This window comes from Streptococcus sp. AM43-2AT, from assembly GCF_003603405.1.
In the GTDB taxonomy this organism is placed as follows: domain Bacteria; phylum Bacillota; class Bacilli; order Lactobacillales; family Streptococcaceae; genus Streptococcus; species Streptococcus ilei.
This window is the reverse complement of sequence record NZ_QTND01000004.1, coordinates 198,235-216,764: the sequence shown is the minus strand read 5'-3', so window position 1 is coordinate 216,764 and position 18,530 is coordinate 198,235. Positions and strand designations below refer to the sequence as shown.

Sequence of the window (18,530 nt, the reverse complement as noted above, 5' to 3'; positions counted from 1 at the left end):
GGCGGACTGTAAATCCGCTCCTTCGGGTTCGGGGGTTCGAATCCCTCCCCTTCCATCCTTTACGGGCATAGTTTAAAGGTAGAACTAAGGTCTCCAAAACCTTCAGTGTGGGTTCAATTCCTACTGCCCGTGTATAAGAATATGGCGGGTGTGGTGAAGTGGTTAACACACCAGATTGTGGCTCTGGCATGCGTGGGTTCGATCCCCATCACTCGCCTATTTTATATTATTGGGGTATAGCCAAGCGGTAAGGCAAGGGACTTTGACTCCCTCATGCGTTGGTTCGAATCCAGCTACCCCAGTTATACTTTGCCGGCGTGGCGGAATTGGCAGACGCGCTGGACTCAAAATCCAGTGTCCGCAAGGACGTGCCGGTTCGACCCCGGCCGCCGGTATAGTAATAAAGACAAGGTTTTCGGACCTTGTCTTTTTTTCTTTGTTGTGTGTCGAGTTACCAATTTTTTCCATTTTAAAATAAATCATCAAGTTTATTAGCCAATGTTTTCTGTTTGCTAGGGTACAAATGAGAATAAGTATCAATTGTTGTTGTAATAGATGCGTGTCCTAATCTTTCTTTGACAACAAGATAATCTTCTCCTTGATTTATAAGTAATGATGCATGAGAGTGTCTCAAATCATGAATTCTTATTTTCTTTAAATCCTTATCCCTTTCTAGTATTTGCTTAAACTTCTTATCAATCATATTTTTTGTAATTGTTATTGGTGTACTCTGTATTATTTGTAGTTCTTCAGTATTTTTCGTAAATTCCTCAAGTTTTTCTTTTTGTTTTACTTTCCAGTCTTTTAGCATTTCTGCTAATTTCTGATTTATTGTTATATTTCTAGTTCCTGATCGTGTTTTTGTTGTATTAATGTAGCTTGTATTATTGACAAAGTATACCGTTTTGGTAACGTAAATCGTATTTGTTAAAAGATTTATATCATTCCAGTTTAATGCGAGTATTTCTCCCATTCTCATTCCAGTAAAGAAAGCAATTACGAAAAACAGGTCATAGCTTATTTCATCATCTCGAATAAGTTCTCTAAATCTCGTGAACTCTTCTATACTCCAAAATTTGATATTAGGCTTCCTAATTGGTAATTTTCTAAGATTCTCAACAGGATTTTTATCAATGTGGGATTTTCTTATACCAGTATCAAAAATTTTTTTAAGTAAAATTAGAACCTTATTAATTGTATTATAGCTTAAAACTTCATTTTCATTTTGTTTTTTAGGTTTTGTTTTTAGGTATTCACGAAATTCGAATATATGGTCATACGTTAATTTATTTAAATTTGTATTTTTAAAATATGGCTTAATATGACGCTCATAATTGTTTCTTTGTGTACTTGTGTAGCTTACTTTTCTGCCATTTTTCAAATCATCTTCTTCAAGTAAGTCGAATAACATATCCGTTGTTACTACAAAGTCAAATTGTTTTTCTTTTAATTCTACAACTCTAATATGTTGTTCAAGTTCTAGGGCTTCTTTTTTAGATTTTAATCCTTTACGAATAATACGTATTCTTTTTTGTGTGACTGGGTGGAAACCGTTAGAAACATCAACAGTCCATTTACCACTTTTAGCTTTACGAATAGTCATTCATTATGCTTCTTTCTGGAGTTCAATTCCTAGTAGTTCTTCAGCGACACTGGCTGGAATTGTACCAATCCGTTTGTTATCGTAGATATTAAAACCACGATTCACTAATAGTAATTTGCCAGTATGGATAATCTTTCTTGCGGTTCCTGGAGCAAATCCAAGTTCGATAAGGTCATCTTTTGTTACAGTTTTAATCATGTGATCTCCTTTTCTGATTAGATTAAGTAAGGGGAGGATTAGCTCCCCTTGTCTAATACTTATTTTTGTTTTACATCTACTAAATGGATAGCATCCGCCTTGTAATACATCGTTGAACTAATCATAGTGGCTTGTAAATTGTCAAATGTAACTGGTACCTCGTCCATTGCTTGGATATAGTCATTATCGACTAAAGCTTCTGGATTATCTACTGAGACTTGGGTTGATTTCTTTTTGAATTGTCCATCCTTGATCGTTACATTGTATTTCCAACCAATGATTTTATCGGTATTAAAACGTCTTTCGCTACCATCTCGGTTTTTAATAATTTCTCCGTTTGCATCTGCTCGGACTTCCGTTTCAAATTTTGGAATAACTTCATCCAATTCAAATTTTGTTCCAATGTTATTAAAATTCCAGTCATTTTGTGAAAGCATTTTTGCCATAGTTAATTTCTCCTTTTGATATTTTCTTTGATTGTAGGGATTAAATCCTCTCTTTTAAAGAGAATTGCCCGTTCTATTAATCCACTTGCTAAATCTGGTGGATATTCCATATTGTTGAGTGCGAGATAGTTAGACTTCTCATACTCATGCAGTAAGTTATTGTCGTATAGAAATTTATACGCTTTTAGAATAGCTCCAGAACCTTTATAGGTAAACCATTCTAATTTTTGTTCTAGTTCTGTTTTTGGTTTTGGAATAATGATAGAGACAGGTTTTGAGTGACCTAAAAACTTTTCCCAAGATCTCAAAGGTTTTGAGAAGTGACTATCACTATAGAACCTTACTTTTTCTTTGAGATATCCCTTGGTAAAGTTGAGAAGATCTATTTCCGAATGCAACCATTCTTGAATGAAGTAGTGAGCTTTTTCTTTCCTAAGTTCTAACTCAGTTCTTATCCAATTTTCTATATACCGCTTGCTGATACCGAGCTTCTCAGCTCGTTCTAAGCGCTTATCGTAAATTCTAAGTCTTTCATCATCATTTGGTTTTCTTAAATATAAGGTCTGACCGATTGTTTCATCTCCATAGGTATTGTAGTAGGTGCTTTTTCCATATATAAAGCGTTTCTTCTGACAGATCTTTAGAAGTTGATTAGGAGTGAAATAGGGTGTTTCATTAAAATCATCTATTGCAATATCAATTCGTCTGATTGAAAAACGATGGAAATTGTAGTAGAGGTTGTCCAGAAACTGTCTTTCGGATAGACTATTTGGATCTAATACCATATCTCTATAGAATTCAAGTGCCTGTCCTGACATGACAAGCATGTAGGACGACTCTTTCGATCCATAGTAGATACGGATATTCCCATAATGAAGCTGGCTATCATAGTTATAGTATTTAAGGCTCCCCTTATTCTCAATAAATAGGTCAAAGTCAAGAAATAGGATATCTTCGATTATTTCTTTTGGTGAAAATTCAGTCTTATCAAACTGAATTTGAATCCAGTCAAATACAGAACGTAAATGCTCATTTTTTGCCATAGATTTTGATTCAACTTTTTGCCTAATTTTGCCACCCTTAAAATCTCCGAAACCCTTGGTAATACTGAATTTTTTCGATGGTACACCTAACTTGCAGAGGGTGGTGTTACTACACACCCTATCGGTCAAAAATGGTCCGTCCGCATCTACGCTCATTTTCGGCTTTCTGCCTCATGGCTCAGCCGAAAACTCGCTATTAGCCGAACCTATTTTTTGACCTCTTCTGAACAAACCCTAATAAGCCGGTTTGCATCGACTCTTCAATATCTTGGATTTTCTTTTTTAGACTGGCATTCTCATTTCTTATCAGTCGTATTTCTCGCTTAAATTCCTGTTTTAAGGCGCTCAGTTCATCGTAGAGCTCATCTATTACTTGGTTTAGGGATTCGTGCTCATTGTCTGCTAGACTCCCAAATACGGCTTGTATAGCCTCTTTTAGACCTATTTCAAGTTTTAGGTTAGCTAACTTTTGAAATTGTCTAAGGTCTTCGTTTGTAAAGTCATAGGCAACTGTATAACTTAATTGATGAGTTCTTGGGTTTCTACTGATAGGAATTTTAATTTTCTTAAATTCCTTGCCACTTATCTCTTTAATCAGTTGGATCCAATTTTTAAGAGTAGAGGTAGAGTTTAGGCCAGAAATTTGATTGACTAACTCTTTATTGGTCATCTTTTTTCGAAACCTCCGAAATTTTCTTGTGCAACTGAAGAGTTTTCTGTGGTATAATTGTTACATAATATGTTTTGATCTTGGAACGAACGGCACATTTGTTTCAAGATTTTTTTATTTTGTCGAATCTTACCTCCTTTATTAAAATTTTTTAAATCGACTACTAGTTACATACGCTTTTACCTCCTTTTATGCTATAATATTCTCAATGGAATATTTAATCTTAAAATAAATATTCCTTATGGAATAATTCTATTTTATACCGTTTAGAATATTTTGTCAAGCAAAAATATACGAATAAGAATATCTATAGGAGAATTATGTATACAGAGGATTATAAATTTTCAGAGAGGTTAAAAACTCTCAGAAAATCAAAAAAGTTAACTCAAGTACAAATATCGGAATTAATTGGAGTTCAACAAGGGACATATTCTCGGTGGGAGAATGGAACGTTAGAACCAGGATTAGAATTCGTTGTGAAATTAGCAAATATCTTTGGTACTACTACAGATTATTTGCTGGGACAAAAACCTTATTCAATTATCAGTAGTTTACCTCTAGAACAATTAGATCTTACCAATATTGCAAACTTTTCAAAGGATGAGTTTGATATTTTGAAACATTCAATAGCAGTTTCGGTGGCAAGAAATAAAATAAAGGCAACAGAACTAAAAGATAGAGTTATAGAAAAAAATCAGTTGTCAGAAAAAGATGCAGAACTTTTGAATAAGATTTTTGAAGAAGTTAAAACTTATTGGGAAAACTAGAAGGACGCTAGTCTTCAAAATTTCCTCCCAAAATGTGTCTAAAATATTGACGGAATTCCATTAAAGAAAGAACATTTAGAAGTTTCAATAGGTAAAGATTAGTATATTCTTGTTGAGTGATTTTATTTTATGAAGGTTGTTTATAGTTGAAAGGGGAAAATAGATGGTCTCTAAAATTGATACAGCTTGGGACTTGTTTCTGGAGGGAAAAACATCAGAAGCTAAAAAGTTGGTTGAACAAGATTTTTCCATTGATACCTGTACAGATTTTAGCCTTTTAAATCTGATGGGGTATTTATTATTGGCAGAAAAAGACTATGCCTCGTGTACCCATATCTTTGAGAAATACATTTTATTAGCTCAACAAAATGAAGATAAAGAAAATGAACATATTGGCTTACATCAATTAGCGATGATCTACAGAGAACAGGGTGATTTTCATAAGGCTTTAAAACTCATTGAAGACGAAGAGAAGATAGTTGAAGAGTATTTTCCAAACGATAATCTAAAGAAAGCTGTGAATAACTACGAACAAGGCTATGTGAGATTTAAATTAAACAACCTTGATGAAGCACTTACATTCATGAATCTGTCATTGGAACAATCTTTAGAGACTGATGACGTGATTTCTCAAGCTTGTAGCTATAGAGGGTTAGGTGAAATCTGTTTAGCCTTGGAAGATACGGAATTATCCAATAGACATTTCAAACGAGCTATAGAACTTTTCGAAAGTGTTGGAGAGTTTGAAGGGATAAAGGAAATTGAGGAATTGATTAATGAATGATTTGACATTTAGATTTTGCCATTAGTTTGTTTTTGCTTTGAAACTATGTTAGTCTAAGTTGCTAGTATTTTAAAAAGACAAGGTGTTTTATCCTTGTCTTTGTCGTTTTAGTATTGCTTTTGTTTCAATGTCAATAAGGATGAGTAAAAGGCTGGGACAGTAGTCTCAGCCTTTTAATTGAAGATAAAATCTTCTTAGAAACTTTCCTTAGGAGAGTACATAACAGAAGGTTAGGGACTCTAAAGCTAAGTTTTGAGTATTTTTTTATTTGACAAATATAAGTAGACGGTGTATACTTTATAAAAAGTAGACAACGTATACTTTGATAAGGGAAGGTGGTCAAATGAAACGGAATACGGAAGAACTGAAAGAAAAGTTAATTTCGGTTGGCATTGAAGAAATCAGAACTAACGGGATTGACCGGATGTCTATGCGTACAATAGCTCAAAAATGTGGGGTGACTCATGGAGCTCCCTATAAGCATTTTGGAAGTAAAGATAGATATATTCAAGTTGTTATGGAACACTTATCAATGTTCTTTTTGAAAAATATGATACTTGGAATTGATACTTCCATAGATGCAAGAACTCAACTAACTCTGATGGGCTGTAACTTTGTATGGTTTGCCCAAGAGGAAACCTATCTATTTGAAGCATTATTTATCAAATTTCCATATAACTATATGGAGTTATCCCAGGAAACTATTTCAGTCAACTCCTCTTTACCAGGATTTGAACATTTTAAGTCGGTAGCGTTAAGACTTAAAGATGAGGAAAATCTTTCTAGTAGTGACGCAGAAATATTGATCAATTTTTGGAGTTTTATTGCTGGTTTGGCTCTATTGGTAAGGAGTCCTGTTGGAGAAAACTTTAAAGAAAATGATGTTCAAAAGACCGTCAGAACGATGCTTGATATTTATATAAAAGGAGATAGCTGATGAATGTTTTAATAATCTATTCACATCCGAATGAAACAAGTTATAATGCGTCAATCCTTCAAACTGTGCAAAAGCATTTAGCACCAGAGCATAGAGTTAAAATAATAGACTTATATAAAGAAAACTTTGATCCGGTTTTACGTTTTGATGAAACGCATAAAAGGAGAAATTTACAGCATAATGAAGACATGAAACCATATAGAGATTTATTGAGTTGGGCGGATCAGTTGATTTTTATTTTCCCTACTTGGTGGAGTGGAATGCCAGCTATTTTAAAAGGTTTTATTGATCGTGTTTTTGTTGCAGGTTTTGCTTATCAGAATGGACCTCGAGGTCCGGTGGGGAAACTAGATGGAAAAGCGTGGATCATTACGACGCATAATACGCCAAAAATTTTTCTTCCTTTTTCTCAAGACTACGCAAAGGTTCTAAAATCTCAAATCTTGAAACCCTGTGGTATTAAACCGGTTAAAATGACACAAGTTACACGAGTGGAGTATATGAGTGATCGTCAACGGAAAGAAGAACTCGAAAAAATCGCACAGATAGCCAAAAGGATATAAAAACGTGCGTTATAAGTCATGACAGAGCATACAGAATATGAGCTGACAGGAAAAGGGAAATCGCTGATGCCGATTTTAAAGGACTTGAATCAATGGGGGAAAGAATGGTTGCATTAAATTTTCTTCTTCTTTTTGTCACTTTCATCTTGCCACTTAGGTTCTCATTTTGACCGCTTATCCCAAAAGGCCGTTTTTTAAACGGCTTTTTTGCTAGACTGATACTGTCAAAAAGGAGAGAGAACATGATATTACCAGCTAAAAACATCAGTAAACGGTATGGAAATCATCTAGTGGTTGATCATATTCACCTACAGTTTGAAAAGGGAACGTTTAATGCGATTCTAGGACCAAATGGGGCAAGGAAATCAACGACTGAGAAATAAGATTATTGACTCACTATTTATGGAAGTAGTTATTTAAGAGAGAAAGATGAGTTACCAAAAAGTTACTAAAATTTAAAAAATGAGTCTATTTTGCAAGATTCAAAAGTTCTAAAACCCTATTAAATCAAGGTTATAAGATTTAAAAAATGGGTTCATAGAACTCAAAATCCAGTGTCCGCAAGGACGTGCCGGTTCGACCCCGGCCGCCGGTATAGTATTAAAGACAAGGTTTTCGGACCTTGTCTTTTTCTTTTATTCGTTGAATTTTTACTGGTGAGTTACTAATAAATTCCTTAAATTTATTCTCATTGTTTTCTGAAAATACTTTGACTACTTTCCTTTACTGTGTTATAATTAACCGGTAAAGTATTTACCGGTTAACAGAAAGGAAATACATATGAAAGTTGCTAATCAGATTGAACATTTTTTAAATTCTATTTTACTTATTTCTGAGAATCAGCATGAAGTTTTGATTGGTTCCTGTACGAGTGGTTTTTCTTTAACCAACACGCAAGAGCATATTCTAATGTTACTTTCAAAAGATAATTATTCAAATTCTGAGCTTGCTAAATTGCTAAATGTCAGTCAAGCTGCTGTGACCAAAGCAGTTAAGCAATTACTTTCTTTTGGCATGTTGGAAGCTTTGAAAGACGAGAAAGATGCTCGTATTGTTTTGTATCGGTTAACAGATTTAGGGCGTCCGGTTGCTGAAGAACATTCTCATCATCATGATCATACTTTGGCTGTGTATAATCAAGTTTTGAGTGAATTTTCTCAAGAAGAACAGATGGTTATTTCTAAATTTTTATCGCGCTTATTGGAGGATCTTCGTTAATGCGTTATATTACTGTTAAAGATCTTTCATTTTATTATGATAGAGAGCCTGTTCTAGAAGGTGTGAATTATTACTTGGATAGTGGGGAGTTTGTGACCCTGACGGGTGAGAATGGTGCTGCTAAATCTACTTTGATTAAGGCAAGTCTTGGAATTTTAAAACCCAAAGTAGGAACTGTTGAAATCGCTAAGGAAAATGTAGCGGGTAAAAAATTACGAATCGCTTATCTTCCGCAACAAATTGCAAGTTTCAATGCTGGCTTTCCAAGTTCTGTTTATGAGTTTGTGAAATCGGGACGTTATCCTCGTAAGGGCTGGTTTCGTCGGTTAAATCATCATGATGAGGAGCACATTTTAGCTAGTTTATCTTCTGTTGGGATGTTAGAGCATCGTGATAAACCGTTAGGGGCTCTATCCGGTGGTCAGAAGCAACGGGCTGTTATTGCACGAATGTTTGCGTCTGATCCAGATATTTTTGTGTTGGATGAACCGACTACTGGGATGGATGCTGGTAGTAAGGATGAGTTTTACGAATTGATGCATCACAGTGCCCACCACCATGGGAAGGCTGTTTTAATGATTACGCATGATCCCGAAGAGGTGAGCCATTACGCGGATCGCAATATTCACCTGGTGAGAAAACAAAATTCTCCATGGCGTTGCTTTAATGTCCATGAGAAAGATGGAGGTGAGGAGCATGCTTAGTTTATTTCAATATGACTTTATGCAACGGGCTTTGTTGGCGATGGTTGCCATGAGTCTCTTCTCCCCTATCTTAGGTGTATTTTTGATTTTGCGTCGTCAGAGCTTGATGAGTGATACACTGAGTCACGTTTCTCTATCGGGGGTCGCTTTTGGCCTCTTCCTTGGTTTCTCTCCAACTATTTCGACAGTCATTGTGGTAATCATAGCGGCTGTATTTCTAGAGTATTTACGAACAGTCTATAAAGATTTTATGGAAATCGGGACAGCGATTCTCATGTCGACTGGCTTGGCCTTAGCCCTAGTGATCATGAAGGGTGGTGGTAAAAGTTCCATGAGTTTGGATCAGTACCTATTTGGTTCCACCTTGACTATTACTGATGAGCAAGTGCTAGCTTTGTTTGTCATTGCGGCGATTGTTTTATGTTTGACGGTTCTCTTTATTCGTCCTATGTATATCCTTACGTTTGACGAGGATACAGCTTATGTAGATGGTTTACCCGTACGTCTCATGTCTATCCTATTTAATATTGTGACAGGAGTGGCTATCGCCTTGATGATCCCGGCTGCAGGCTCCTTGTTGGTATCTACTATTATGGTCTTGCCAGCTAGTATTGCTTTAAAGCTAGGAAAAACTTTCCGTTCAGTCATGCTGTTGGCAGTAGTCATTGGTTTTGTGGGGATGGTCAGTGGTCTCATTCTTTCTTATTACCCGGATACACCGGTTAGTGCGACCATCACTCTCTTATTTGTATCCTTCTTTTTGCTCTCAAATCTTTTTGTTAAATTTAGAAAATAGGTGATCTTATGAAAAAACTTGCATGGCTCGTGTTAGCCTTCTGTAGTCTTCTTTTAGTAGCTTGTAGTGGCGGTCAAAATCAGTCAGGGAAATTGAAAGTCATGACTACTTTCTATCCTGTCTATGAATTTACTAAGCAAGTCATCGGAGACGAGGGAGATGTGGAGCTCTTGATTGGGTCTGGTTCGGAACCCCATGATTTTGAATTGTCTGCCAAAGGTCGCGCAAAAATTCAAGAGTCAGATGTCTTTGTCTATGAGAACGAGAACATGGAAACTTGGGTGCCTCAGTTGTTGAAATCAATGGATGGCAAGAAAACCAAGGTTGTCAAAGCGACTGAAAATATGCTTCTTTTACCAGGTGGTGAAGAAGAGCATGACCATGAGGGAGGGGAAGAACACCATCATGACTACGATCCCCATGTCTGGCTGTCTCCACAGAGAGCCATTAAAATGGTGGAAACGATTCGTGATCAACTGGTGAAACAGTACCCAGATAAAAAAGATAGCTTTACAGCTAATGCGGACGCTTATATTGCTAAGTTGAAAAAATTGGATGACAGCTATACGAAGAGCCTATCTGCAGCGAAACAGAAAAACTTTGTAACGCAGCACGCGGCTTTCCGTTATTTGGCCTTGGACTATGGCTTGAATCAAGTCTCTATTTCAGGTTTGTCACCGGATAGTGAACCATCTGCGAGTCGTTTGAGTGAATTGACAGAGTACATCAAGAAGAACGATATCAAGGTCATCTACTTTGAAGAAAATGCTTCTAAATCCTTATCGAAAACCTTGTCTGCTGAAACCGGTGTAGATCTAGCTGTTTTGAATCCACTAGAGAGCTTGACAGATGAACAGATGAAAGATGGTGAAGACTACATCTCTATCATGGGAGCCAACCTCAAATCTTTAGAGTTAACAACGACTCAAGCAGGGAAGGAAATCGCTCCAGAAGAGGAAGAAGACACCAAAACAGTAGCCAATGGCTACTTTGAAGACAGTGCTATTAAGGACCGAACTCTCTCAGACTATGCGGGAGACTGGCAATCTGTGTATCCTTATCTAAAAGATGGCACCTTGGATCAAGTTTTTGATTACAAAGCTAAACTAACCAAGTCCAAAACAGCTGAAGAGTATAAAGCTTACTACACCACAGGCTATAAAACGGATGTCGAACGGATTGTCATTACCGACAAAACCATGACCTTCTATAAGAATGGAGAAGAGAAGAAGTTCGAATACCGCTACGCAGGGAAGCATACGCTGACCTATACAAAAGGGAATCGTGGAGTGCGTTATCTCTTTGAAGCAACTGATCCGAATGCGGGTGAATTCAAGTATGTTCAATTTAGTGATCATCAAATTGCTCCCAATAAGGCAGCTCACTTCCATATTTTCTTCGGTGGAGAAAGCCAAGAGGCTCTTTACAATGAATTGGAAAATTGGCCTACTTACTACCCAAGTGACTTGACAGGATTTGAAATTGCACAGGAAATGTTAGCCCATTAATCAAATAGAGAAGAGAGTGGGACAGAAATCAGTCATTCGTTAGAATTCGATTTCGTCGTCCCACCTCCGCACAGTTGAGTAGGGCTGTAAAAGCTGATGAAATCAGCGTAGTAGAGCCCACTCAACCACTGCGTCTTGCTCAACAATCCAAAGACAATTGAGAGGCTAGGACTTTTGTCCCAGCCTCATTTTTTGATAGTAAAAGAAACTTGTCAATTTGCTAGAAAAAGGATAAAATTAGGTTTATAGAATAGTTTGAATTAGGGAGATTCATGATGAAAAAGTATCGTTTGTTATTGTTGCTTTCTGCTCTACTGTTTTTCCTTGGAGCCTGCGGTGAGAAAAAGCAGGAGACAGGGGCTGAAAGTAAAGAAAGTACGGTTCGTCAATCGAAGGATAGCTCAGCTACTAGTGAAACAAAGAAAGCTGAAAGTTCGAGTGATAAGAAAGAGAAAACAAAGATGGATATTGAAGCAATCGCTCAAGGGGATTATAGTAGCGTAGCTGGTGTCTGGCAAGATGATAAGGGAAATAAATTGGTCTTTGATCAAAATGGTTTGGTCTCTAACGAATATGAATCTTACGGTCTCTCCTTGACGGATTATGGGACTGTTTCGGGAGGAGTTTACGGAGGAATCACAGGTGGATTTTTAATGGAATTCATCCCTGCCGGGCTTACGATTGATGATCAAACGGACGAAAATGGAGAAGTCGTCTTCCATGATGACTCTGATGCAAGTAAAGACCGTCTCTGGACTGGAACTGGGATGTACAGTTTTACAGAACAAGGGTCTTTCCTCTATAAGGTTGGGGATTAGGGAATATTAGTGCCATAGAAAAAGAATGAAGAGTGTCCAACTCTTCATTCTTTTTCGTTTTCTAGATCTTAGGGAGCCAAGAGAGGTGGAAATCCAGCTTCTCTGCTTTCAAGAGGTCTTGGTGACTCACTCTGTCGATTCTTTTCCCATCAAGTGAAACATCTTGAAGGAAGTGTGCCTGAGCTGTGTGGGCTGTACGATGGATATGGATCCATTTTTTCTCTTGAGGGAGATAGAGGCGTAGGTGTTTGAAGAGAGGAATCCCCAGGTCATAAACTGGTTTTCCGGGGCAAGTCGGATAGAGTCCCAAAACTGACCAGATATACCAAGAAGATAGACTGCCATTATCCTCATCTCCTGGATAGGCCTGGAAGCTTGACTGGAAGGCTTCTTTGCGAATGGCTTGAATCAGTAAGCTAGTGTATTCTGGGTGTTGGCTATAGCGAAAGAGATAGGGGATGTGGAAACTCGGTTGGTTCGAAATGGCAATTTGCCCAAAAGGAGCTTGGGCCATCTCACTCATTTCGTGAATTTCGTAGCCATAGCCCGTCACTTCATAATGTGGTGCTTGGGTTGCCAGTCGGGTTAAGTAGTGGGTAAAGCCTTCTTCTCCTCCAAAGAGTTGCTTGAGTCCCTCTATGTCGTGAAGGGCGCCTAAGGTTGCCTGAATGGCAGAGCACTCTGCATAGTCGCGTCCCCAACTGATCGGAGAGAAGTCTGGTCTGAAATGACCCTTCTTATCTTTGGCTCGGATATAACCTGTTTCTGGATCAAAGAGGGTTCGGTAGGAAAGGCTAGATTGGGCATATTCTTTGGCAAGATCTTCCTTGCCAAGTATCTGAGCAGTTTGGGCGATACAAAAGTCGCTATAGGAGAAGTCGATGGTATGACTCACGCTTTCGTGATAGTCGGTGGATAGATAACCTAATTTTTTGTACTCTTTCGCTCCTCGTCGACCGTAATGACCATTTGGATATTCCTTCCTAGCTGTATCCAGCATGGCTTCAAAAAGTTCCGTGTGAAGGTCGGGAGCCAGGCCTTTCTGAATGGCATCTGCAATGACCCCATCAACGAGTGTCCCAGGCATCATGCCTCTTTCGTCTGGCGCTAGCCATTTAGGGAGGAAGCCTGTATCCCGGTAATGGTTAAGGAAGCCTTCGAGAAATTCCTGATAGAGCTCAGGATAGACCAGGCTATAAAGAGGAAAGGTGGTCCGAAAGAGGTCCCAGAAGCCCAGACTAGTGAAGTATTTTCCTTCTTGAATGCGGTTGTGGGCGAAGTCACGATGAACTGCTTTCCCTTCAGGGGTCACTTCATAACAAGTCTGAGGAAAGAGCAGACTACGATAGAGACAGTGATCGAAAAAGGTTCGATCCTCTCCGCCCGTATCTAAAATTTCAAATCGGTCCATTAGCTCTTGCCACTTGCGACCGGCTTTTTCTTTCATATCTTCAAAGCTAGCTTTAGGGAGGTGAGATTTGGCCAAGTCAGGGCTAATAAAGGAAGTGCCTAATCGAGCTTCTAGTATGGGGCTGTCAAACTCTAGGATCAAATCCTGCCCTAGCCAGTGAGTTCGAGTGATAGCTTGGTCAAATTCGAAATGAAGATAGAACGGAAAGTCATGTTGGTCTGTATGATTTTGATCTAGGATGTGGAAGTGAAGATTTGTTTCTCCGAATTCTAGCTCAGTTAGTCCATTGGGACAGTGCAAGGCAAGTGCTAGTTCAGATGGCCCCCTAAAGCGAAGGAAGGCTCCATAGAGGCTGGGCGTCACCTCTGTGTGGATTTGATAGCGCTCTGAGGTGAGGGCTAAATAATGGGGCTGAAAGATAGCTTCTTGGATCCGGTAACTGCTCTGTCTAAAATAGAGGTCTTCTTGAGTTGGTATGTCTGTTAGTGGGGTGAGGAGACACCAAGAAAAATCCCCAATCCAAGGGCTCGGCTGATGGGTCAAGCGAATGCCTTGAAAGATTGGAAGGTTGGGGTTGAAAAACCAAGCACCCTGTTCATGTGTCGTCTGTGGGAGAAAATAATTCATCCCAAAAGGAACTCCTGTGTAAGGGAGGGTGTTGCCGTTGGAATAAGCTGGGTGATTGTCTGTTCCTAAGCGGGTATCAATGCAAGTCAAATCGGTCTTCATAAAGGACCTCCTGTATTAAAGTAGAGCTTCTAAGCCCTTTTCTTTCTTTATTTTAGCAGAAGCTACTAGAATCTGAAAGCAATTTTTAAAACTAGAAAAGTTTGTAGAAAAAGGGCTATAATTTGCGTATGTATTTCCCCTTTGAAATCTTTTATACTGAATAGGAAAGAATCGATACGTGTGAGGAAAATAAATGACCTATTCAAAAGAAATCGTCAGAGAATGGTTGGATCAAGTAGCAGAACGTGCTAAGGATTACCCTGAATGGGTGGATGTCTTTGAACGTTGCTACACAGATACCTTAGATAATACAGTTGAAATTTTGGAAGATGGCTCGACCTTTGTCCTGACAGGAGATATCCCAGCTATGTGGCTTCGGGACTCGACTGCTCAGCTGAGACCCTACCTTCATGTGGCAAAAAGAGACCCTCGTTTACGTCAGACTATTGCAGGTTTGGTCAAACGTCAGATGACCTTGATCCTTAAGGATCCCTATGCTAACTCTTTTAATATTGAGGAGAACTGGAAGGGGCATCATGAGACAGACCATACAGACCTCAATGGCTGGATTTGGGAACGCAAGTATGAAGTGGATTCGCTATGCTATCCCTTGCAGTTGGCTTATCTCCTTTGGAAAGAAACAGGAGAAACCAGCCAGTTTGATGAGACTTTTGTTACAGCGACCAAGGAGATCCTTCATCTTTGGACGGTGGAACAAGATCATAAGAACTCCCCTTATCGCTTTGTTCGGGATACCGATCGTAAGGAAGACACTTTGGTAAATGATGGTTTTGGTCCTGACTTTGCCGTGACAGGAATGACCTGGTCAGCCTTTCGACCAAGTGATGATTGTTGTCAATATAGCTACTTGATTCCGTCAAATATGTTTGCAGTCGTTGTCTTGGGATATGTCCAGGAAATTTTTGCAGAATTGAATCTAGCTGATAGCGAGAGTATTATTGCTGATGCCAAACGTCTCCAAGCTGAGATTCAAGAAGGAATCGAAAACTACGCCTACACCACCAACAGCAAGGGTGAAAAGATCTACGCCTTTGAAGTAGACGGTTTGGGAAATGCTAGCATCATGGACGACCCTAACGTACCAAGCTTGTTAGCTGCTCCCTATCTTGGTTACTGTGATGTGAACGATGAAGTGTACCAAGCCACTCGTTGCACCATCCTGAGCCCTGAAAATCCATACTTCTACCAAGGAGAATACGCTAGCGGTCTCGGAAGCTCTCATACCTTCTATCGTTATATCTGGCCGATTGCCCTATCAATTCAAGGCTTAACAGCTACAGATAAAGCTGAGAAAAAATACTTGCTAGACCAACTAGTTGCATGTGATGGCGGAACAGGTGTTATGCACGAAAGCTTCCACGTAGATGATCCAACTAAATACTCGCGTGAATGGTTCTCATGGGCCAATATGATGTTCTGTGAGTTAGTCTTGGATTACCTGGATATTCGCTAATACTCTTCGAAAATCTCTTCAAACCACGTCAGCTTCACCTTGCTGTACTCAAGTACAGCCTGCGGCTAGCTTCCTAGTTTGCTCTTTGATTTTCATTGAGTATAAGGAGCACGTTTTCGCTCAACTGATTCTGGTAAAGAATCACAAATCTATTTTTAAATTTAAGTTAGAATGAGGTTTTACTCATGGAAAATGTTGTTGTACATATTATTTCTCACAGCCACTGGGATCGTGAGTGGTATCTACCTTTTGAGAGTCACCGGATGCAATTGGTGGAACTTTTTGACAATCTTTTTGATCTGTTTGAAAATGATCCTGAATTTAAGAGCTTCCACTTGGATGGACAAACCATCGTCCTTGATGATTATTTAGAAATTCGCCCTGAAAATCGTGACAAGGTGCAGCGTTATATCGACGAAGGAAAACTCAAGATTGGTCCTTTCTATATCTTGCAGGATGATTACTTGATTTCCAGTGAAGCGAACGTCCGCAATACCTTGATTGGACAAGCGGAATGTGCCAAATGGGGCACATCAACTCAAATCGGCTACTTCCCAGATACCTTTGGAAATATGGGGCAGGCTCCTCAAATCCTTCAAAAATCAGGCATTCACGTAGCAGCCTTTGGTCGTGGTGTCAAGCCAATCGGATTTGACAACCAAGTCCTCGAAGATGAGCAATTTACCTCTCAATTTTCTGAGATGTATTGGCAGGGGGCTGATGGTAGCCGTGTACTCGGCATTCTCTTTGCAAACTGGTACAGTAACGGGAATGAAATTCCAGTGGATAAAGATGAAGCTTTGACTTTCTGGAAGCAAAAATTAGCAGACGTCCGTGACTATGCATCGACCAACCAATGGTTGATGATGAACGGCTGTGATCACCAGCCTGTACAGAGAAATATTAGTGAAGCCATTCGTGTGGCCAACGAACTCTTCCCTGACGTGACCTTTATTCATAGCTCTTTTGACGAATATGTGCAAGCAGTGGAAAGTGCACTTCCTGAACACCTATCAACGGTTACAGGAGAATTGACCAGCCAGGAAACAGATGGTTGGTACACTCTTGCCAACACCTCTTCATCTCGTATTTACCTCAAGCAAGCCTTCCAAGAAAATAGTAACTTGCTCGAGCAGGTCGTGGAACCATTGACCATTCTCACAGGAGGTCATAATCATAAGGATCAATTGACCTATGCTTGGAAAGTGCTTTTGCAAAATGCGCCACACGATAGTATCTGTGGCTGTAGTATAGACGAGGTCCACCGTGAAATGGAAACTCGTTTTGCCAAGGTCAATCAAGTCGGAAATTTTGTTAAGAGCAACCTTCTTAATGAATGGAAGGGCAAACTGGCTACCCAAAATGCACAAAGCGAACACCTCTTCACCGTTGTTAACACAGCTTTACATGACAAGGTAGATACTGTGAGTGTTGTGGTGGATGTTGCTACTTGTGATTTCAAAGAGTTACATCCAACTGAAGGCTACAAGAAGATGGCAGCCATGTCCTTGCCAGAGTACCATGTTGAAGATTTGGATGGTCATGTCATTGAAGCCAAGATTGAAGACTTGGGAGCAAGTTTTGGCTACACTTTACCCAAGGATAAGTTCCGCCAACCTTATATTGCTCGTCAAGTGCGCGTGACAATCCCAGTTCATCTGGCTCCACTTTCTTGGGCAAGCTTCCAATTGATTGAAGGGCAAGTAGAATACCGAGATGGTATTTATCAAAATGGAGTGATTGATACACCGTTTATAACTGTGAGTGTAGATGAAGGCATCACCGTCTATGACAAGACTACAAACGAAGCTTACCAAGACTTTATCCGCTTTGAGGATCGTGGAGATATTGGTAACGAATATATTTACTTCCAACCAAAAGGAACCGAACCAATCTATGCTCAATTGAAAGGATACGATGTCTTAGCAAACAACGCTCGTTATGCTAAGGTATTGCTCAAACATGACTTGACGATTCCAGTCAGTGCAGATGAAAAATTGGATGCTGAACAAAGAGGCATTATCGAGTTTATGAAACGAGATGCTGGTCGTTCAGAAGAGTTGACAACAATTCCTCTTGAAACTGAGATGACCGTCTTTGTGGATAATCCACAGATTCGCTTTAAAACTCGTTTTACCAATACTGCTAAAGATCACCGTATCCGTCTCTTGGTCAAAACTCATAACACTCGTCCAAGCAATGATTCTGAAAGCATTTATGAAGTTGTGACAAGACCAAATAAACCAGCGGCTTCTTGGGAAAATCCTGAAAATCCACAACACCAACAAGCCTTTGTCAGCTTGTATGATGATGTCAAAGGAGTGACCGTATCCAATAAAGGATTGCACGAGTATGAAATCCTCGGAGACGACACCATGGCTGTAACTCTTCTTCGTGCTTCAGGGGAACTCGGTGACTGGGGCTATTTCCCAACGCCGGAAGCTCAGTGCTTACGTGATATCGAAGTTGAGTTTGCAGTAGAATGCCACCAAGCAGGCGAACGCTTCTCAGCTTTCCGTCGTGCCAAAGCCTTCCAGGTGCCATTTACAGCTCTTCAAGTTGCAAAACAAGAGGGTAGTGTTGCCGCAACGGGTAGCCTCTTTAACCATGCGGCACTGAACTTACCACAAGTCTGCCCAACGGCATTTAAGGTGGCTGAGAATGAAGAAGGTTATGTCCTTCGTTACTACAATATGAGTCAAGAAAATGTTCGCGTTTCTGAAAAACAACAAACCATTCTTGATTTGCTGGAACGCCCATACCCAGTTCATTCAGGACTATTGGCACCACAGGAAATTCGTACAGAATTCATTCAAAAAGAAGAAATTTAATTTCAATTTAATTTCAAATAGTAAACAGAA

17 protein-coding genes, 4 tRNA genes and 2 pseudogenes are annotated in these 18,530 nt (G+C 39.3%); 17 read left to right on the top strand and 6 right to left on the bottom strand.

Annotated elements, in window-relative coordinates; all coding sequences use genetic code 11:
• The first annotated feature begins 61 nt into the window (after nucleotides 1-61).
• The 4 genes from DW930_RS09430 (at nucleotide 62) to DW930_RS09415 (ending at nucleotide 395) form a co-directional block, all read left to right on the top strand.
• A tRNA-Trp gene (locus tag DW930_RS09430) sits at nucleotides 62-132 on the top strand.
• A gap of 12 nt (nucleotides 133-144) precedes the next feature.
• Nucleotides 145-217: transfer RNA gene (locus tag DW930_RS09425), tRNA-His, on the top strand.
• A gap of 13 nt (nucleotides 218-230) precedes the next feature.
• Nucleotides 231-302: transfer RNA gene (locus DW930_RS09420), tRNA-Gln, on the top strand.
• 9 nt (nucleotides 303-311) lie between these two features.
• A tRNA-Leu gene (locus DW930_RS09415) sits at nucleotides 312-395 on the top strand.
• Between the two features lie 74 nt (nucleotides 396-469).
• Here the strand turns inward: DW930_RS09415 and DW930_RS09410 are convergent.
• The 5 genes from DW930_RS09410 to DW930_RS09390 are packed head-to-tail and all read right to left on the bottom strand — an operon-like array spanning nucleotide 470 to nucleotide 3,960.
• Nucleotides 470-1,603, bottom strand: coding sequence for a site-specific integrase (locus DW930_RS09410; protein WP_123159907.1), 1,134 nt, complete (start codon nucleotides 1,601-1,603; stop codon nucleotides 470-472).
• 3 nt (nucleotides 1,604-1,606) lie between these two features.
• A complete protein-coding gene (locus DW930_RS09405; protein WP_000598356.1) occupies nucleotides 1,607-1,801 on the bottom strand; it encodes a DUF3173 domain-containing protein in 195 nt (64 codons plus the stop codon).
• A gap of 59 nt (nucleotides 1,802-1,860) precedes the next feature.
• Nucleotides 1,861-2,247: a hypothetical protein gene (locus tag DW930_RS09400; protein WP_006595173.1), complete on the bottom strand. Its 387-nt coding sequence runs from the start codon at nucleotides 2,245-2,247 to the stop codon at nucleotides 1,861-1,863.
• A gap of 2 nt (nucleotides 2,248-2,249) precedes the next feature.
• Entirely contained in the window at nucleotides 2,250-3,446 is a 1,197-nt protein-coding gene (locus tag DW930_RS09395) for a replication initiation factor domain-containing protein (protein ID WP_123159906.1), read from the bottom strand.
• Between the two features lie 40 nt (nucleotides 3,447-3,486).
• Entirely contained in the window at nucleotides 3,487-3,960 is a 474-nt protein-coding gene (locus DW930_RS09390; RefSeq protein WP_123159905.1) for a hypothetical protein, read from the bottom strand.
• Nucleotides 3,961-4,280: 320 nt separating this feature from the next.
• On the opposite strand from DW930_RS09390, the gene DW930_RS09385 reads away from it, so the two are divergent.
• The 11 genes and pseudogenes from DW930_RS09385 to DW930_RS09335 all read left to right on the top strand — a co-directional run bounded on the left by DW930_RS09385 (nucleotide 4,281) and on the right by DW930_RS09335 (nucleotide 12,055).
• Complete coding sequence (locus tag DW930_RS09385) at nucleotides 4,281-4,727, top strand: helix-turn-helix transcriptional regulator (RefSeq protein ID WP_000287814.1); 447 nt, start codon at nucleotides 4,281-4,283, stop codon at nucleotides 4,725-4,727.
• Between the two features lie 163 nt (nucleotides 4,728-4,890).
• Entirely contained in the window at nucleotides 4,891-5,511 is a 621-nt protein-coding gene (locus DW930_RS09380) for a tetratricopeptide repeat protein (protein ID WP_120701376.1), read from the top strand.
• Nucleotides 5,512-5,854: 343 nt separating this feature from the next.
• The gene (locus DW930_RS09375; protein WP_120701375.1) at nucleotides 5,855-6,448 is read left to right on the top strand and encodes a TetR/AcrR family transcriptional regulator; all 594 of its coding nucleotides are present in this window, start codon (nucleotides 5,855-5,857) and stop codon (nucleotides 6,446-6,448) included.
• Nucleotides 6,448-7,011 carry an NAD(P)H-dependent oxidoreductase gene (locus DW930_RS09370; protein ID WP_120701374.1) on the top strand — a complete coding sequence of 188 codons (564 nt, stop codon included), beginning with the start codon at nucleotides 6,448-6,450 and terminating at the stop codon, nucleotides 7,009-7,011. Before DW930_RS09375 ends, DW930_RS09370 begins: the two co-directional genes overlap by 1 nt.
• 27 nt (nucleotides 7,012-7,038) lie before the next feature.
• Nucleotides 7,039-7,128: pseudogene (locus DW930_RS09365) on the top strand (winged helix-turn-helix transcriptional regulator); the annotation flags it as partial.
• 125 nt (nucleotides 7,129-7,253) lie between these two features.
• A pseudogene (locus tag DW930_RS09360) lies at nucleotides 7,254-7,385 on the top strand (ABC transporter ATP-binding protein); the annotation flags it as partial.
• A gap of 406 nt (nucleotides 7,386-7,791) precedes the next feature.
• Nucleotides 7,792-8,229 (top strand): zinc-dependent MarR family transcriptional regulator, encoded by a 438-nt coding sequence (locus DW930_RS09355; protein WP_023027536.1) that lies wholly within the window; start codon nucleotides 7,792-7,794, stop codon nucleotides 8,227-8,229.
• Entirely contained in the window at nucleotides 8,229-8,933 is a 705-nt protein-coding gene (locus DW930_RS09350) for a metal ABC transporter ATP-binding protein (protein ID WP_023027537.1), read from the top strand. The genes DW930_RS09355 and DW930_RS09350 overlap by 1 nt, the downstream gene beginning before the upstream one ends.
• On the top strand, nucleotides 8,926-9,729 hold the full coding sequence (locus DW930_RS09345) for a metal ABC transporter permease (protein WP_023022055.1): 804 nt from the start codon (nucleotides 8,926-8,928) through the stop codon (nucleotides 9,727-9,729). Before DW930_RS09350 ends, DW930_RS09345 begins: the two co-directional genes overlap by 8 nt.
• An 8-nt stretch (nucleotides 9,730-9,737) precedes the next feature.
• Nucleotides 9,738-11,237: a zinc ABC transporter substrate-binding protein AdcA gene (locus DW930_RS09340; protein WP_123159904.1), complete on the top strand. Its 1,500-nt coding sequence runs from the start codon at nucleotides 9,738-9,740 to the stop codon at nucleotides 11,235-11,237.
• Nucleotides 11,238-11,509: 272 nt separating this feature from the next.
• Entirely contained in the window at nucleotides 11,510-12,055 is a 546-nt protein-coding gene (locus tag DW930_RS09335; RefSeq protein WP_117745002.1) for a DUF6287 domain-containing protein, read from the top strand.
• A gap of 61 nt (nucleotides 12,056-12,116) precedes the next feature.
• On the opposite strand, the gene DW930_RS09330 is transcribed toward DW930_RS09335, so the two are convergent.
• Nucleotides 12,117-14,195, bottom strand: coding sequence for a GH92 family glycosyl hydrolase (locus tag DW930_RS09330; protein WP_123159903.1), 2,079 nt, complete (start codon nucleotides 14,193-14,195; stop codon nucleotides 12,117-12,119).
• Nucleotides 14,196-14,388: 193 nt separating this feature from the next.
• Here DW930_RS09330 and DW930_RS09325 point away from each other — a divergent pair, with 193 nt between their 5' ends.
• Nucleotides 14,389-15,669, top strand: coding sequence for a glycoside hydrolase family 125 protein (locus DW930_RS09325; RefSeq protein ID WP_023022059.1), 1,281 nt, complete (start codon nucleotides 14,389-14,391; stop codon nucleotides 15,667-15,669).
• Nucleotides 15,670-15,854: 185 nt separating this feature from the next.
• Nucleotides 15,855-18,500, top strand: coding sequence for an alpha-mannosidase (locus DW930_RS09320; RefSeq protein ID WP_123159902.1), 2,646 nt, complete (start codon nucleotides 15,855-15,857; stop codon nucleotides 18,498-18,500).
• Nucleotides 18,501-18,530 lie beyond the last annotated feature (30 nt).

Bases quoted from the DNA above. Each gene is read 5' to 3' on its own strand.
- DW930_RS09410 (WP_123159907.1), bottom strand. From the start codon at position 1,603: ATGACTATTCGTAAAGCTAAAAGTGGTAAATGGACTGTTGATGTTTCT.
- DW930_RS09405 (WP_000598356.1), bottom strand. From the start codon at position 1,801: ATGATTAAAACTGTAACAAAAGATGACCTTATCGAACTTGGATTTGCT.
- DW930_RS09400 (WP_006595173.1), bottom strand. From the start codon at position 2,247: ATGGCAAAAATGCTTTCACAAAATGACTGGAATTTTAATAACATTGGA.
- DW930_RS09395 (WP_123159906.1), bottom strand. From the start codon at position 3,446: ATGAGCGTAGATGCGGACGGACCATTTTTGACCGATAGGGTGTGTAGT.
- DW930_RS09390 (WP_123159905.1), bottom strand. From the start codon at position 3,960: ATGACCAATAAAGAGTTAGTCAATCAAATTTCTGGCCTAAACTCTACC.
- DW930_RS09385 (WP_000287814.1), top strand. From the start codon at position 4,281: ATGTATACAGAGGATTATAAATTTTCAGAGAGGTTAAAAACTCTCAGA.
- DW930_RS09380 (WP_120701376.1), top strand. From the start codon at position 4,891: ATGGTCTCTAAAATTGATACAGCTTGGGACTTGTTTCTGGAGGGAAAA.
- DW930_RS09375 (WP_120701375.1), top strand. From the start codon at position 5,855: ATGAAACGGAATACGGAAGAACTGAAAGAAAAGTTAATTTCGGTTGGC.
- DW930_RS09370 (WP_120701374.1), top strand. From the start codon at position 6,448: ATGAATGTTTTAATAATCTATTCACATCCGAATGAAACAAGTTATAAT.
- DW930_RS09355 (WP_023027536.1), top strand. From the start codon at position 7,792: ATGAAAGTTGCTAATCAGATTGAACATTTTTTAAATTCTATTTTACTT.
- DW930_RS09350 (WP_023027537.1), top strand. From the start codon at position 8,229: ATGCGTTATATTACTGTTAAAGATCTTTCATTTTATTATGATAGAGAG.
- DW930_RS09345 (WP_023022055.1), top strand. From the start codon at position 8,926: ATGCTTAGTTTATTTCAATATGACTTTATGCAACGGGCTTTGTTGGCG.
- DW930_RS09340 (WP_123159904.1), top strand. From the start codon at position 9,738: ATGAAAAAACTTGCATGGCTCGTGTTAGCCTTCTGTAGTCTTCTTTTA.
- DW930_RS09335 (WP_117745002.1), top strand. From the start codon at position 11,510: ATGATGAAAAAGTATCGTTTGTTATTGTTGCTTTCTGCTCTACTGTTT.
- DW930_RS09330 (WP_123159903.1), bottom strand. From the start codon at position 14,195: ATGAAGACCGATTTGACTTGCATTGATACCCGCTTAGGAACAGACAAT.
- DW930_RS09325 (WP_023022059.1), top strand. From the start codon at position 14,389: ATGACCTATTCAAAAGAAATCGTCAGAGAATGGTTGGATCAAGTAGCA.
- DW930_RS09320 (WP_123159902.1), top strand. From the start codon at position 15,855: ATGGAAAATGTTGTTGTACATATTATTTCTCACAGCCACTGGGATCGT.